The sequence below is a fragment of the Pauljensenia sp. 20925_1_25 genome (assembly GCF_041433955.1).
Lineage (GTDB): Bacteria > Actinomycetota > Actinomycetes > Actinomycetales > Actinomycetaceae > Pauljensenia.
Genome location: NZ_JAPWCL010000006.1, coordinates 1 through 14,757, shown reverse-complemented (window position 1 = coordinate 14,757; position 14,757 = coordinate 1). Strand labels below are relative to the sequence as shown.

Sequence of the window (14,757 nt, the reverse complement as noted above, 5' to 3'; positions counted from 1 at the left end):
GTTTCCGTTTGATGACCGGTGCATCGGCCGGGCCTGCACCCTGCAGGTTCCTGACAAAGGATAGCCCAGCGGTTAATTGGTCACCAGCGTGAGCGCGCGCGTCGTGCCGCCCTGTTTTGCCTTCTTTTCCGGCCCGAATTCGACGTCGATAACGCGGTGCTCGGCCCCGCGAGCGTCGTGCAACGTCACCGAGCGCGCCGCATCCGTCAGCGCCTGTTCACACTCGGTCGTCTCGCTTGCCGAATACCCTCCCGACGCCAGGAGCGTACCCGTCACCGCGCCCCGCCAACGCTTGGCATCGTGGGAAATCACCGAGCGCTTACCGTCAGCCTCACGCACGACGCGCAGCTCCCACACGCGCGCCCACGGTGCCTTGCACGCAGCCCGGTAGGGACCCGAGCGCGCGTCGATAACGACCTGTCCTGCTGCCTCCTCGCGCAGAGCCTCATCCAGGCGCGGCGCCCACCACGTGGACAGGACGCCGAAACCGGGCAGAGACACGCCCATCGCCAGCCGGTGATCGGGCACGACGTCGGCGGGGGAGAGGACCCCAAAGAGGCCGGAAAAAATGGAGATCACGCCCGCGCCCGCGCTCTCCCAGGCACGCGGGGTAACGGCCTCGATGGCCTCGAAGAGAACGCCCGTGAACAGGGACGAGGCCGGGGCGCAGGGGGCGCTCATCAGTGCCTCATTGACGGACAGGTCGATGCGTGCGCCAACCTTGAGCGTAGCCGCCGCTTCGGGCCCCGACCCCAGTGCAATCAGCGCCTCGGCGACGCTGCGCCGATCCGGTGTCAGAGCCGGGCGGGACAGAGATTCCAGCGATAGAGAGGGGCCGCAGGCGGGCGCGTTCTTCCCCTCCGACGGGGGCAACCAGATCAGCATGGAGCCACCCTATCGCGCCGCGAGCACTAGGCGCGCTAGAATCGGTGCGGATCTGTCGGCTGGGCGGCCGCGCGCGGAAACGCTCGAGGAACGTCCGGGCTCCACAGGGCAGGGTGATGGCTAACAGCCACCCGGGGTAACTCGAGGGATAGTGCCACAGAAAACAAACCACCTCCACGATTCGTGGCGGTAAGGGTGAAAAGGTGAGGTAAGAGCTCACCAGCGGCGCGGGTGACCGCGTCGGCTCGGTAAACCCCACCCGGAGCAAGACCGAGCAGCAGGCAGGGCGGCCCGCCCAATGCCTGCGGGTAGGTTGCTGGAGGCCGTTGGTAACGACGGTCCTAGATAGATGGTCGCCACCGCGAGACCGGTAACGGTGCGCGGGGACAGAACCCGGCGTATAGGCCGACAGATCCAACAGAGTGACCCCGACGCGCGTCGGGGTCACTCTGTTTGTCGGTGGGGCTGTCGGCCCAGCCGCTACGGGTGTCCTCTCAGGAGTTCTGCGCCGCGTAGTAGGCTGCACCCACGATGCCAGCCGTGTTCAGCAGCTTCGCGGGAATCATCGGGGTCTTCAGTTTCAGCAGCGGCATGAACTTCTCGTGGTTCTCCGACACGCCGCCGCCCACGACAAACAGATCAGGGTTGAGCAGGAACTCCACATGGCTGTAGTAGCGCTGCAGGCGCTGCGCCCACTGCTCCCAGTTCAGGCCCTGGAGGGTCTTCTGGCCCGAGGACGCGTTCTTTTCGGCGTCGGTGCCATCGATCTCCAAGTGGCCCAGTTCCGTGTTCGTCAGCAGCGTGCCGTTGACAATGATCGCCGAGCCGATGCCCGTGCCCTGCGTGGTGAACACGATGACGCCGTCGCGGCCCTTCGCCGCGCCGTACGCGACCTCCGCGATGCCGGCTGCGTCCGCGTCGTTGAGGGCAACGACCGCGCGACCCAGGTGGCGCTCCATGAGAGCATCCACATCGACGTTGACCCACGACTGATCCAGGTTCGCCATGTAGGGGATCACGCCGTTAAAAACGGGGGCGGGGAAGGTGACGCCAATCGGAACGCCAATCTTCACGTCGAGCTGGTCGATGACCTCGCGGCACACTGTTGCCACGGCCTCGGGTGTGGCCGGATTGGGGGTCGGGATGCGGATCTGATCGCCGATGTACTCCCCGGTCTCCAGATCTACCAGTGCGCCCTTCACGCCGGATCCGCCGATGTCGATGCCGCAAGCGACCTGAACCATGACCCCTCCTCGGGTAACGTGTGTCGGTTTGAATGCGGGCTGCTAGTGCCCGTCGTCTCTGAATTGTAATGGACGCCACCGGGGGAAGTGCAATCCGTTTACGAGATGGGAACAGCCCGCGTCGAATCGTGAGATACGACGCGGGCTGCGGTGCGTTGAAAGACTCAGGGGAGGGTCAGAATCTCCGCCCCATCCTCGGTCACGACAATCGTGTGCTCGAACTGCGCGGTGCGCGAACGGTCGGCGGTGACGATGGTCCAGTTGTCCTCCCACTGCTCCCACTCGACCGTGCCGAGGGTCAGCATGGGTTCAATCGTGAAGACCATCCCCGGTTCCATCACCGTGTTGTAGGCGGGAGCCGCATCGTAGTGGGGGACGATCAGGCCCGAATGGAAGGCCTCACCCACGCCGTGACCCGTGTAGTCACGCACGACGCCGTACTCGAAACGCTTCGCGTAGGCCTCGATGACGCGGCCGATCACATTGATTTCGCGGCCCGGACCCACGGCCTTAATGCCGCGCATCATCGCGTTCTTGGTGCGCTCGACGAGCAGGTGCGATTCCTCGTCCACGGTGCCGACCTCGAACATGGCGCAGGTGTCGCCGTGGACGCCGTCCTTGTAGGCGGTGATGTCAATGTTGATGATGTCGCCGTCTTCGAGTGGGCGGTCGTCGGGGATGCCGTGGCAGATGACCTCGTTGATCGAGGAACAGATGGACTTCGGGAATCCCATGTAGCCCAGGCACGAGGGGTAGGCGTCGTGGGCGATCAGGTACTCGTGGCCAATGCGGTCGAGTTCCTCCGTGGTCACGCCCGGCGCGATAGCCGCACCGACGGCCTCGATGGCACCGGCGGCGATACGTCCGGCCTCGCGGATCTTCGCGATCGTCTCGGGAGTCTTGATGTCCGAGGCGGTCACGCGTTCGGGACCGTCGTGGAACATGTACTCGGGGCGTTCGATGTGCTCAGGTACGGCGCGCATCGGCGAGACGCGTCCGGGCTTCAGCGTGCCCAGCGGCGCGCGGCGTGCAAGTGGCGATGCTTCCATGTGTGCTTCCTCCTGCTAGTGGGCGAAGTCAGTCGTTCTTGTAGTTCTTGGGTCCGGGGAAGCTGCGTTCGCGCACGGAACCGACGTAGTCGGAGGCGGCCTCATGCAGCGCCTGACCGAGCTGGCCGAACTTGTGCACAAACGAGGGCGTCCAGTCGGAGTATCCGGCCATGTCGGACCACACCAGGACCTGACCATCAGTGTTCGGACCGGCACCGATGCCGATCGTCGCGATGGACAGCGTCTGCGTGAGCTCCGTGGCGATGTCGGCGGGCACCATCTCGAAGACGACGGCAAAAGCGCCGGCCTCCTGGACGGCGAGGGAGTCGCGGCGCAGCTGGTCGGCACCGTCGCCTCGTCCCTGCATGCGTGGGCCGCCCAGCGTGTTCTCGGACTGGGGGGTGTAGCCCAGGTGCGCGCACACGGGGATACCTGCCGCGGTCAGCGCGGCGATGATGTGCGCGCGGGCTTCGCCACCCTCGAGCTTGACGGCGTGGGCACCGGCCTTCATGAGGCGGGCCGCGGACGCGAAGGCATGCTCGGGGGAGTCCTCGTAGGTGCCAAACGGCAGATCGGCAACGATCATGGCGCGCGAGGTTGAGCGTGCGACGGCCGCCGTGGCGCGTTCCATGTCCTCCAGCGTGACAGGCAAGGTGGAGGAGTGCCCCAGGATGACGTTGCCCAGCGAATCACCGATGAGCAGCATGTCGACACCAGCGGCCTCGAGGATGGGCGCGGTGAGCGCGTCGTAGGCAGTCAGCATCGTCAGGGGAATGCCCTCGGCCTTGGCGCGCGCGATGTGCTGGACACGCACGCGTCGGGCGTTAAACAGGGGAGGGTTCGAGGACGAGGCCGGGGCCGCGCCTTCGGGGTTCGTAATGTGAGACATGGATTTCCTGTCTGGAGACGACGGGTGCGCTCGCGCGCGTTCATGCCTCCCAGGGTAGCGCGGTGGCGAACCCGGTGAGCTGTGAGGATGTGCGAACGGGTAAGATGGAATGCGGTGCGCGTGATGCGCGCAGTAATGCCCCCAGTAGGAAAGAAGAAGGAAGCAGGACATGGCTGGCAATGCCCCTGACCTTGATCCTCTCGATGAGGCCGCCGTCGACGCAGTGCGTGCCCAAGGCCTCGTCGATATTAAAGAAGCAGATTCGCTGGACGCCCTCAAGGCCGTCCGCGCCGCGCTTCTCGGAGATCAAGCCCCCCTCGTGACCGCGAACCGCACCATCGGTTCGCTCGAGCCCTCGAAGCGTGGTCTGGCTGGTAAGAACCTCGGACAGGCGCGCAAGGCGCTGACCGAGGCCCTCGACGCTCGCAAGGAGATCCTCGCTGCCGAGCACGAGGCCCGCATGCTGGTCGAGGAATCAGTGGACGTCACGGTCCCCACGCGCCGCCGCGCCGCCGGTGCGCGCCACCCCCTGGAGACGCTCATGGAAGAGGTCGCTGACTTCTTCGTTGCCATGGGCTGGGACATCGCCGAGGGTCCCGAGATCGAGCACGAGTGGTTCAACTTCGATTCGCTCAACTTCGACATCGATCACCCTGCCCGCCAGATGCAGGACACCCTCTACATCGACGGGCGTTCTGCTGGCGGTGAGAAGGAGGAAGACGGTCACCTGGTGATGCGCACGCACACCTCGCCGGTGCAGTCCCACTCGATGCTCAGCCGCGGCGTTCCGCTCTACATCGCCTGCCCGGGTAAGGTCTTCCGCTCTGACGCCCTGGACGCGACGCACACGCCCGTGTTCCACCAGGTCGAGGGTCTCGCGGTCGACAAGGGCCTGACGATGGCGCACCTCAAGGGTGTCCTGGACCACTTCGCCAAGGCCATGTTCGGCCCCGAGGCGAAGACCCGCCTGCGTCCCTCCTACTTCCCCTTCACCGAGCCCAGTGCCGAGATGGACCTGTGGTTCCCCCAGAAGAAGGGCGGTCCCGGCTGGATCGAATGGGGCGGCTGCGGCATGGTCAATCCCAACGTCCTGCGCGCCAACGGTATCGACCCCGAGGTCTACTCGGGCTTCGCGTTCGGCATGGGTATCGAACGTACGCTGATGCTGCGTCACGGCATCGCTGACATGCACGACATCGTCGAGGGAGACGTTCGTTTCTCCCAGCAGTTCGGCATCAATGGAAGGGGAAACTGACATGCCTATGGTTCCGCTGAGCTGGCTGGCTGACCACGTCGACGTCGTTGACGGCACCGACGCCGAGGCGCTGGCCGCCGCCCTGGTCAAGGTCGGCCTCGAGGAAGAGGAAATCCATCCTGCCCGCGTCATCGGCCCCCTCGTCGTGGGCCGCGTCCTGACGCGCGTGGAGGAGACCGCCTCGAACGGCAAGGTCGTCAATTACTGCCGCGTGGACGTGGGCGAGTACAACGATGCCCCCGGCACGGGCAAGGAACCCTCGGAGCTGCCGAGCCGTGGCATCATCTGCGGTGCGCACAACTTCGACGTCGACGACCTGGTGGTCGTCTCGCTGCCGGGTGCCGTGCTACCGGGTGACTTCCAGATCGCCGCGCGTAAGACCTACGGTCACATCTCTGACGGCATGATCTGCTCCGCACGTGAGCTGGGTCTGGGGGAGGACCACGACGGCATCATCGTGCTGCCCAAGTACTTCCCGGACCGCGAGATCCCCGCCGTCGGCACAGACATCGTGTCCTGGCTGGGTCTGGGCGAGGAAGTCCTCGAGATCAACGTGACCCCGGACCGCGGCTACTGCTTCTCGATGCGCGGCATCGCGCGCGAGTACTCTCACTCGACGGGCGCAGCCTTCCGTGACCCGGGTCTGCCGGGTGTTATCGCGGCTGAGCCGCCCGCAGCCAACGCCGACGGCTTCCCCGTGGTCTTTGCTGACGACGCGCCGATCCGCGGCCGCGAGGGCGTTGACCGCTTTGTCGCGCGCATCGTTCGCGGCACGAACCCCGCCGCGCCGACCCCGCGATGGATGGTCGAGCGCCTCGAGGCCGCCGGTATGCGTTCCCTGTCGCTGCCCGTCGACATCACGAACTACGTCATGCTGGACCTGGGCCAGCCGATGCACGCCTACGACCTGGGCGCGCTGGCCGCGCCGATCGTCGTGCGTCGCGCACGCGCAGGTGAATCGCTCGTGACCCTGGACGATGAGAAGCGCGAGCTGGATGAACAGGACCTGCTCATCACCGACTCGCCCCAGGGTGAGGGTTCTCGCATCATCGGTATCGCCGGTGTCATGGGCGGTGCCTACTCCGAGGTGGAGGAGGGAACCACGGACATCCTGTTCGAGGCCGCCCACTTTGACTCGGTGTCTATCGCGCGCAGCGCCCGCCGTCACAAGCTGCATTCCGAATCCTCCAAGCGCTTCGAGCGTGGCACCGACCCGCAGCTTCCTGCGGTGGCTGCCCAGCGTGCTGTCGAGCTCCTCATTGAATACGGCGGTGGCACCGTCGATGAGGGTGTCACCGACGTGGATCAGCGCGCCGACGCGACCGTCATTTCGCTGCCCGTGGGTGAGGCCCAGCGTCTTACCGGCGTCGCTCACAGCCCCGAGCGTATCGCTGAGCTGCTGACGACGGTCGGCTGCCTCGTCGAAGGTCCGGTGAATGACGTCTTCACGGTGACCGCCCCCTCGTGGCGTCCCGATCTGACGCTGCCTGCCGACCTGGTCGAAGAAGTCGCACGCCTCGACGGCTACGACAACATTCCCGTTGTCATGCCGACCGCCCCGGCGGGCCATGGTCTGACAACAGCGCAGAAGGCACGCCGTCTGGCCGCCGCTGCACTGGCCGACGGCGGCCTCGTCGAGGTCGAGTCCTACCCCTTCGTGTCCGATACGTGGGATCGCCAGGGTATCCCTGCGGATGATCCGCGCCGCGAGGCCCTGCGCCTGCGCAACCCGATGGCGGACGATTCCCCGTGGCTGCGCACCTCGGTGCTCGACACGCTCCTCGACGTCGCTGGCCGCAACGTCTCGCGCTCCAATGCGGATGTCGCCGTCTTCGAGATCGCCAAGGTTGCCCGTCCCCACGGCACTGTCCCCGCGCCGCTTCCCGGCGCGCAGGAGAGGCCCTCCGACGAGGTGCTCGCCGCGCTGGAGGCAGGTATTCCCGCCCAGCCCTGGCATATCGGCGGCGTCCTGACCGGCGCGGCCGAGGCCGCAGGTGTCGTGTCGAATCCGCGCGCCTACGACTGGGCTGACGCCCTCGAGTACGTGCGTCGTGTCGCCTCGGATCTGGGCGTGCGCGTCGAGGTGACCCGCGCGTGGATGGACCACGTTCCCGCGCACAAGGGTGCCCCGATGCCCGCTCCCGCTAGCGATCCCGCGGACGTGGCCCCCTTCCACCCTGGCCGCGTCGCTCGCGTGTTCGTGCGCGCCGGTCGCGACCTGGTGGACGTGGCGCTCGCCGGCGAGCTTTCGCCGGCGACCTGCCGTGCCTTCGGCCTGCCCGCTCGCTCCTGCGCCTTTGAGATTGACATGGACGCGCTGATCGCGCACATGAGCGCCGATCCGATCCAGGTCAAGGGCGTCTCGACGTTCCCGCTGGCCAAGGAAGACATCGCGCTCGTGGTGCCCTCCGACATCCCGGCTGCACGCGTCGAGCAGATCGTGCGCCAGGGGGCTGGCCCGCTCGCCGAGTCCGTCACCCTCTTCGACATTTACGAGGGAGACCAGGTGCCCGAGGGTTACCGTTCGCTCGCCTTCGCGCTGCGCCTGCGCGCCGCCGACCACACGCTGACTGCCAAGGAATCCGAGGCCGTCCGCAAGCAGGTGGTCACGAAGGCTGCCAAGGTCCTCGGAGCCTCGCTGCGCGCCTGACATACTCAGCAGAAGGCCGGTTGAATCTCACGTGTGGTGCCCCACTCATTTGGGGCGTTGCACCCGCAGATTCGACCGGTCTTCGCTTTAGTATGGGCCTATGCACATCCTTGTAACTGCAGCATCAAAGCACGGGGCGACGGATGAGGTCGCCGACGCCATTGCCAAGCGCATTGAAGCGAGTGGCATCACTGTCGACCGTCTTGCGCCGGCCGATGTGACCTCCGTCGAGGGATATGACGCCGTGATTGTTGGCTCGGCTGTCTACATTCTCCAGTGGATGCCCGAGGCGCACGACTTCATGGAGCGCTTCAAGGACGATCTGCCCGTCGGACAGGTGTGGGCCTTCTCTGTTGGCATGAATGGCGTTCCCAAGCACTCGGAGCAGGATGGCACGCGCGTCGGCCCGCTGCTCACACACGTGCGCTGCCGCGAGCTGCATACTTTCCCGGGCCGTTACAAGCCCTCTCTGCTGTCCCTGCGTGAGCGTTCCGTCGCGCGTTTGGCCGGCGTTGTCGAGGGTGACTTCCGTGACTGGGACGCCGTTGATCAGTGGGCTGACAAGATTGTCGAGGCTCTGCAGGGCTGACGCTGTCAGGTGCTGAGCGGGTGAGCGACGCGACTCACCCGCTTGCACACTAATATGCATATGAATGTATAATCATGCATATGAGTCCAGCAGCAGCGTTCCCCAGCACCAAGAGTGCCAGGCATGAAATGATCCGCGACCTCCTCGCCTCCGAGTCAATCGGCAGCCAGGAAGCCCTTCGATCCCGCCTGGCCGAGCGGGGCATCGACGTTACCCAGACGACACTCTCACGCGACCTCATGGACCTGCGGGCCACCAAGGTGCGCAACGCCTCGGGCGTGCTCATCTACACCGTGCCCGACCATGACGGAGGTGCGACCCACGACGCTGAAGCGGCCAATGTTCGTCTCGCCCGCTGGTGTCAGCTCCTGCTCGTCACCTCCGTGAAGGTCGATAACCAGCTTGTATTGCGCACGCAGGTCGGAGCCGCGAACCTCCTCGCCTCCTCCATTGACGCCGTGCGGCGCGACGAGATTGCCGGAACGATCGCAGGCGACGACACGATCCTCGTGATCTGTCGCTCGAGTGAGGACGCGAGCGCAATCGAACGCATGCTCCTCGCCCTCGCGGAACCCGCTGCGCTCCCCGACAACTAGCCCCGGCCTCGTCCCGACGAGCGGGCACACGAACCTACGAAACCCCATTTGGAAGGAATCCACATGTCGAGCAAAGATCGCGTTGTTCTGGCCTATTCAGGCGGCCTGGACACCTCTGTCGCCATCGGATGGATCGGAGAGCAGACCGGCCGCGAAGTCGTGGCCGTCGCCGTCGACGTCGGCCAGGGCGGCGAGGACCTCGAGGTCATCCGCCAGCGCGCGCTCGACTGTGGAGCTGTCGAGGCTTACGTCGCCGACGCCCGCGACGAATTTGCAAGCGAATACTGCATGCCGGCCCTGAAGGCCAACGCGCTCTACGAAGGCAAGTACCCGCTCGTTTCCGCGCTGTCGCGCCCCGTCATCACCAAGCACCTGGTCAAGGCCGCCCGCGAATTCGGTGCCACCACCGTCGCCCACGGCTGCACCGGCAAGGGTAACGACCAGGTCCGCTTCGAGGTCTCCATCACTTCGATGGCCCCCGACATGGACTGCATCTCCCCGGTGCGCGATCTTGCCCTGACCCGCGACGTTGCCATCGAGTACGCCGAGAAGCGCAACCTGCCGATCGAAACGACGAAGCACAACCCCTTCTCGATTGACCAGAACGTGTGGGGTCGCGCCATCGAAACCGGCTTCCTCGAAGACCTGTGGAATGCCCCCACCAAGGATGTCTACAACTACACCGACGACCCCACCTACCCGCCGCTGCCGGACGAAGTCGTCATCACCTTCGACAAGGGTATCCCTGTCGCTATCGACGGACGTCCCGTCACCCCGCTTGAGGCTATCCAGGAAATGAACCGTCGCGCCGGCCTCCAGGGCATCGGCCGCATCGACATGGTTGAGGACCGCCTCGTCGGCATCAAGTCGCGCGAAATTTACGAGGCCCCAGGAGCCGTCGCGCTCATCGAGGCCCACCAGGCCCTCGAGGCCGTCACCCTCGAACGCATGCAGCACCGCTACAAGCGTCAGCTCGAGCAGACATGGGGCGAGCTGGTGTACGAGGCCCAGTGGTACTCGCCACTCAAGAAGTCGATGGACGCTTTCATCGAGCACACTCAGCAGTATGTCTCCGGCGATATCCGCATGATCCTGCACGGCGGACGCGCGACCGTCAATGGGCGCCGATCAGAGTCCTCGCTCTACGACTTCAACCTCGCGACATACGAGACCGGCGATACTTTCGACCAGTCCTCCTCGCGCGGCTTCATCGACATCTACGGCTTGCAGTCCAAGCTGGCCGCTGCGCGTGATGTGCGCTTCGGTGTTGATATGGGGTACTGAGTACTCATTGAGGGTTCTCTCACAGGGAATGTTTCAGTTGTGTTTCAAGGGGTGGGAGCGTCGGCGACGACGCTCCCACCTCGCTTACTGTGTCGGTATGACGTATCAAGAGAGTGCGGCGATTGATGCTACGGCGGGCGTCGATCAGGATGAGGCCATGCACGAACGGATGATGCGCTACACGGTGGCAGGCATGTTTTTCGTCGGGTTCGCGGGTAAAGGTATTCGCGGCATCTTCGGCGACATCGGTTCTCTCGTTCCGATGCTCATTCTCCTCGCGGCCTTCGTCGTTCTTTTCCGCAGCTCCGGCCGCTCGCTGCTGCTGCGTCGTTTCCCGACGACGATCAGCATGTTCGTCCTGTGGTGCGCCGTCACGTGCATCTGGTCGATTGACCCGGCGCTGAGCGCCCAATACTGGGTGGTCCAATCGGCGCTCACCTTAGTGGCAATAGCCGTCTCCGTCGCTCTGCCGCTGACAGACCTGGTCGAGTCACTCATCTTGTCCTTCCAATGGATTATCGCGTCCTCTTTCATTCTCGAGCTTGTGGTGGCCGTCATTGGTCGGGGACCCTTGGCGCCGCCCACCCTGTGGGGGAGAGGCCACCTGCCGGCATCCTCCTATTGGGTGGACGGGCGATTATTCGAGGGAGGCCCAATTCAGGGCTTCCCCGGTAACCGTAACCCGCTGGCCTTCATAGCGCTGCTGCTGGCTGTGTGCCTGGTGCTGCGCTGGATGCAGACCAGGCGCGCGCTGCCCTCCACGCTCGCGTGGCTCGCTGCGTGCGGCGTCACCTTGCTCCTCACGCAATCCGCGACAGTCGCTCTGTCTACCGCGGGTTGCTTGACTGTTGTCGTGGGCTTGGTCGTTCAGCGGCGCGTCCCCGTGCACCTGCGCCTGCGCGTCGTCGGTATCTTCACGGGGACGGGCATCATCGCGGCGGTTATTGCATTCTTTGCGCGGCATTGGATCGCCGATGCCTTTGGGCGTAGCCCGGACATGAGCGGGCGCTCCATCATCTGGCACTCCGCCGCGCCGCTCATCGCTGAGCGCCCGCTTGGGGGCTGGGGATGGTTTATTGGCTGGCCCACGTGGCTGGAACCATTCGCGGGCCTTGTGGTGCGTCAGGACGGAACATCGACGAACCAGGCTCACAATGCCTACGTGGAGGCGGCCCTGACGACAGGTTGCGTAGGCGCGTTCCTGGCGACGGCAGCGATCATCTGGACGTTGTTCCGCGTCGTCAAGGTCGCGGTCGCCCACATCGACGACAACCTGTGGGACGTCATCCCTGCCGTTCTCATGATCGCAATGTTCATCCAGTCCTTCACCGAATCCCGCCTTCTCTTCGAAGGCAACTGGATGCTCTTCGTCATCATCGCCACGTGGGTCAAGGTGCGCGGAGAGGTACCCATCGTATGGCCGTCGGCGGCACGACAGTATCTCGAATACTCTTAAGTCCAGAACGTTTATTCCCTTTGTCGACCTCGGGAGGTCCACCATGTCGCAGTCCGAAACGCACGTGTCCTTGTGGGGTGGCCGCTTTGCTGGTGGGCCGTCGCAGGCGCTTGCCGCGCTGAGTGTCTCGACCCACTTCGATTTCCGGCTTGCCCACGTCGACATCGCAGGCTCGCACGCGCATGCCGACGAGCTGCACCGCGTTGGTTTGCTCTCCGACCAAGAGTGTGCGGACATGCATGACGCTCTGTCGCGGCTCGACGCTGACGTTTCTTCAGGAGCCTTCGTTCCCAGCCCCGACGATGAAGACGTGCACACCGCGCTCGAGCGCGGCCTGATTGAGCGGGCGGGCGCGACCCTGGGCGGCAAGCTGCGCGCCGGACGCTCGCGCAACGACCAGATCGCTACTCTCATTCGCGTGTATCTGCGTGAAGAGGCGCGCCACCTGGCTGGTCGCGTTCTCGACATCGCTCAGGCCCTCGTCGGCCAAGCTGAGCGCGCGGGAGACGCCGTCATGCCGGGACGTACCCACATGCAGCATGCCCAGCCCGTCCTCGTCGCCCACCACCTGTTGGCCCATGTCTGGCCGCTCCTGCGCGACGTGGCCCGCCTGCGCGACTGGGACAAACGCGCCGCCATCTCTCCCTACGGTTCCGGCGCACTCGCTGGTAACACCCTCGGCATGGATCCGCGCCGCATCGCCGCGGCCCTCGGTTTTAGTGACTCCGTCGAAAACTCCATCGACGGCACCGCCGCGCGCGATGTCGTCGCCGAGTTCTCCTTCATCTGCGTTCAGATCGGCATCGACATCTCCCGCCTGAGCGAAGAGATCGTTATCTGGAACACCAAGGAATTCGGTTACGTTACGCTCGACGACTCCTACTCGACCGGCTCGTCGATCATGCCCCAGAAGAAGAATCCCGACGTCGCCGAGCTCGCGCGCGGCAAGGCCGGCCGTCTCATCGGCGACCTGACCGCCCTCCTCGCTGTCCTCAAGGCCCTGCCCCTGGCATACGACCGCGACCTGCAGGAAGACAAGGAACCCGTCTTCGATCAGATCGACACTCTCGACGTCCTGTGCCCCGCCGTCGCCGGCATGATCGACACGATGACCATCCACCTCGAGCGCCTCGCCGAGCTCGCCCCTCAGGGTTTCTCGCTGGCCACCGACATCGCTGAATGGCTCGTCAAGCGCGGCGTGCCGTTCCGCGATGCGCACGAGATCTCGGGTGCTTGCGTTCGCCTCGCCGAAGCCAGGGGAGTGGAACTCGCGGATCTGACCGATGCTGAACTCGCCCAGGCCTCGTCCCATCTCGACCCCGAGGTACGTTCCGTGCTCACCGTCGACGGCTCCGTCGGCGCGCGCCTGGGTCGCGGCGGTACCGCACCGGTACGCGTGGCCGAGCAGCTCGACGAGGCCCGGGCTGGCCTCGAGGATGCATGGCAGTGGGCGGTCGCTGGGCTGCGCTAACGCCCCTGGCTGCGAAGCCGATACACTTACAACCACAACAACCCGTCAAATCCGCAAGGAAGGACAACTTTCGTGACAGACATTCTGGACGACCTGCAGTGGCGTGGGCTGCTCGCGCAGCACACCGACCTCGAGGCGCTTCGCGCACACCTGAGCGCCGGACCTGTCACCTTCTATTGCGGTTACGACCCGACGGCCCCCTCCCTGCACCATGGCCACCTCGTCCAGCTGATCGTCATGCGGCACCTGCAGCTTGCGGGCCACCGCCCGCTCGCGCTCGTGGGCGGAGCGACCGGTCAGATCGGAGATCCGCGTCAGAGTGGCGAGCGTCAGCTGCAATCCACCGAGGTTGTGCGAGGCTGGGCGGAACGCCTGCGTGCGCAGATCTCGAAGTTCCTCGACTTCGAGGGGCCCGCCGCCGCGCAGATGGTGAACAACCTGGATTGGACCCAGGAAATGAGCGCCATCGACCTGCTGCGCACTATCGGCAAATACTTCCGCGTGGGAACCATGCTCAACAAGGACATCGTCGCCCGTCGAATCGCGTCAGACGAGGGTATCTCCTACACGGAATTCTCCTACCAGGTGCTCCAGGCCAACGATTTCCTTGAGCTCTACCGTCGTCACGGCTGCACGCTCGAAACCGGTGGCAACGACCAGTGGGGCAACATGGTCGGCGGCGTCGACCTAATCCGTAAGGTTGAGGGTGTTGATACCCACGTCATGACCACGCCGATCATCACCAAGGCCGACGGCACCAAGTTCGGCAAGTCTGAGGGCGGGGCTATCTGGCTCGACCCGGAGATGATGACCCCCTACGCCTTCTACCAGTTCTGGCTGCAGGTGGCTGACGAGGACGTGGTCCGTTTCCTGAAGATCTTCACTTTCAAGTCGCGCGAGGAGATCGAAGCTCTGGCGCTCGAGGTCGCCGAGCGTCCTCACCAGCGTGCCGCGCAGAAGGCCCTGGCTGCCTCCGTCACGGAGCTGGTGCACGGTGCTGATCAGCTCGAGCGTGTTCTCGCTGCGACCCAGGCCCTGTGGGGCGGCGGTGACATCCGTGATCTCGACGAGGCCACCCTGGCCGCCGCGACCGCAGACCTTCCCCGTGCTTCTTTGACCCTGGGCGAGTCCACCGTCGCCGACGCTCTCGTCGCCCTGGGCTTTGAGAAAGGCAAGACGGCCGCACGCCGCACCATTTCCTCCGGCGGTGCTTCCGTCAATAACGTGAAGGTTGAGGACCCCGAGGCTGTTTTCGGGGAGAATGACCTACTTGCCGGTGGTTTGGCTCTCATTCGCAAGGGACGCAAGAATCTCGCGGTCGTTGAGCTCCACTGATCAGGCGTGAAAAGAGGGCATCCGAAATTTTTCGGATGCCCTCTTTTCCTTGCA

At 65.0% G+C, this 14,757-nt stretch carries 12 protein-coding genes and 1 other RNA gene; 9 read left to right on the top strand and 4 right to left on the bottom strand.

All coding sequences use genetic code 11. From position 1 onward, the window contains the following. Positions 1 to 72: 72 nt before the first annotated feature. Positions 73 to 885, bottom strand: a complete 813-nt coding sequence (locus O3932_RS04030) for a YaaA family protein (RefSeq protein ID WP_371536396.1) — start codon at positions 883 to 885, stop codon at positions 73 to 75. A gap of 51 nt (positions 886 to 936) precedes the next feature. On the opposite strand from O3932_RS04030, the gene rnpB reads away from it, so the two are divergent. Next, positions 937 to 1,302: RNase P RNA component class A (gene rnpB, locus O3932_RS04025), an RNA gene on the top strand. Positions 1,303 to 1,379: 77 nt separating this feature from the next. On the opposite strand, the gene ppgK is transcribed toward rnpB, so the two are convergent. From ppgK to panB, 3 genes are all read right to left on the bottom strand, one after another. Further along, a complete protein-coding gene (gene ppgK / locus O3932_RS04020; RefSeq protein ID WP_009647816.1) occupies positions 1,380 to 2,129 on the bottom strand; it encodes a polyphosphate--glucose phosphotransferase in 750 nt (249 codons plus the stop codon). Between the two features lie 164 nt (positions 2,130 to 2,293). Next, the gene (gene map, locus O3932_RS04015) at positions 2,294 to 3,178 is read right to left on the bottom strand and encodes a type I methionyl aminopeptidase (protein ID WP_296504449.1); all 885 of its coding nucleotides are present in this window, start codon (positions 3,176 to 3,178) and stop codon (positions 2,294 to 2,296) included. A 28-nt stretch (positions 3,179 to 3,206) separates the two neighbouring features. Next, a complete protein-coding gene (gene panB, locus O3932_RS04010) occupies positions 3,207 to 4,067 on the bottom strand; it encodes a 3-methyl-2-oxobutanoate hydroxymethyltransferase (RefSeq protein ID WP_371536393.1) in 861 nt (286 codons plus the stop codon). A gap of 169 nt (positions 4,068 to 4,236) precedes the next feature. Between panB and pheS the strand changes: the two genes are divergently transcribed. The 8 genes from pheS to tyrS all read left to right on the top strand — a co-directional run bounded on the left by pheS (position 4,237) and on the right by tyrS (position 14,703). Beyond that, a complete protein-coding gene (gene pheS / locus O3932_RS04005) occupies positions 4,237 to 5,322 on the top strand; it encodes a phenylalanine--tRNA ligase subunit alpha (protein ID WP_009647819.1) in 1,086 nt (361 codons plus the stop codon). Between the two features lies 1 nt (position 5,323). Then, positions 5,324 to 7,972 carry a phenylalanine--tRNA ligase subunit beta gene (pheT, locus tag O3932_RS04000; RefSeq protein ID WP_034504611.1) on the top strand — a complete coding sequence of 883 codons (2,649 nt, stop codon included), beginning with the start codon at positions 5,324 to 5,326 and terminating at the stop codon, positions 7,970 to 7,972. A gap of 100 nt (positions 7,973 to 8,072) precedes the next feature. Next, positions 8,073 to 8,561, top strand: a complete 489-nt coding sequence (locus O3932_RS03995) for a flavodoxin domain-containing protein (RefSeq protein WP_009647824.1) — start codon at positions 8,073 to 8,075, stop codon at positions 8,559 to 8,561. Between the two features lie 74 nt (positions 8,562 to 8,635). Then, positions 8,636 to 9,157: an arginine repressor gene (gene argR, locus O3932_RS03990; RefSeq protein ID WP_051023510.1), complete on the top strand. Its 522-nt coding sequence runs from the start codon at positions 8,636 to 8,638 to the stop codon at positions 9,155 to 9,157. Between the two features lie 63 nt (positions 9,158 to 9,220). Beyond that, positions 9,221 to 10,441 carry an argininosuccinate synthase gene (locus O3932_RS03985; protein WP_009647825.1) on the top strand — a complete coding sequence of 407 codons (1,221 nt, stop codon included), beginning with the start codon at positions 9,221 to 9,223 and terminating at the stop codon, positions 10,439 to 10,441. A gap of 97 nt (positions 10,442 to 10,538) precedes the next feature. Further along, a complete protein-coding gene (locus O3932_RS03980; protein ID WP_314736681.1) occupies positions 10,539 to 11,897 on the top strand; it encodes an O-antigen ligase family protein in 1,359 nt (452 codons plus the stop codon). A gap of 43 nt (positions 11,898 to 11,940) precedes the next feature. Then, entirely contained in the window at positions 11,941 to 13,368 is a 1,428-nt protein-coding gene (gene argH / locus O3932_RS03975; protein WP_009647834.1) for an argininosuccinate lyase, read from the top strand. A 72-nt stretch (positions 13,369 to 13,440) separates the two neighbouring features. Beyond that, positions 13,441 to 14,703 (top strand): tyrosine--tRNA ligase, encoded by a 1,263-nt coding sequence (gene tyrS, locus O3932_RS03970; protein WP_296504444.1) that lies wholly within the window; start codon positions 13,441 to 13,443, stop codon positions 14,701 to 14,703. The last annotated feature ends 54 nt before the right edge of the window (positions 14,704 to 14,757 follow it).

What these genes read in the sequence shown, in the direction of transcription:
- O3932_RS04030 (WP_371536396.1), bottom strand. Translation starts at nt 885, where the DNA reads ATGCTGATCTGGTTGCCCCCGTCGGAGGGGAAGAACGCGCCCGCCTGC.
- ppgK (WP_009647816.1), bottom strand. Translation starts at nt 2,129, where the DNA reads ATGGTTCAGGTCGCTTGCGGCATCGACATCGGCGGATCCGGCGTGAAG.
- map (WP_296504449.1), bottom strand. Translation starts at nt 3,178, where the DNA reads ATGGAAGCATCGCCACTTGCACGCCGCGCGCCGCTGGGCACGCTGAAG.
- panB (WP_371536393.1), bottom strand. Translation starts at nt 4,067, where the DNA reads ATGTCTCACATTACGAACCCCGAAGGCGCGGCCCCGGCCTCGTCCTCG.
- pheS (WP_009647819.1), top strand. Translation starts at nt 4,237, where the DNA reads ATGGCTGGCAATGCCCCTGACCTTGATCCTCTCGATGAGGCCGCCGTC.
- pheT (WP_034504611.1), top strand. Translation starts at nt 5,324, where the DNA reads ATGCCTATGGTTCCGCTGAGCTGGCTGGCTGACCACGTCGACGTCGTT.
- O3932_RS03995 (WP_009647824.1), top strand. Translation starts at nt 8,073, where the DNA reads ATGCACATCCTTGTAACTGCAGCATCAAAGCACGGGGCGACGGATGAG.
- argR (WP_051023510.1), top strand. Translation starts at nt 8,636, where the DNA reads ATGCATATGAGTCCAGCAGCAGCGTTCCCCAGCACCAAGAGTGCCAGG.
- O3932_RS03985 (WP_009647825.1), top strand. Translation starts at nt 9,221, where the DNA reads ATGTCGAGCAAAGATCGCGTTGTTCTGGCCTATTCAGGCGGCCTGGAC.
- O3932_RS03980 (WP_314736681.1), top strand. Translation starts at nt 10,539, where the DNA reads ATGACGTATCAAGAGAGTGCGGCGATTGATGCTACGGCGGGCGTCGAT.
- argH (WP_009647834.1), top strand. Translation starts at nt 11,941, where the DNA reads ATGTCGCAGTCCGAAACGCACGTGTCCTTGTGGGGTGGCCGCTTTGCT.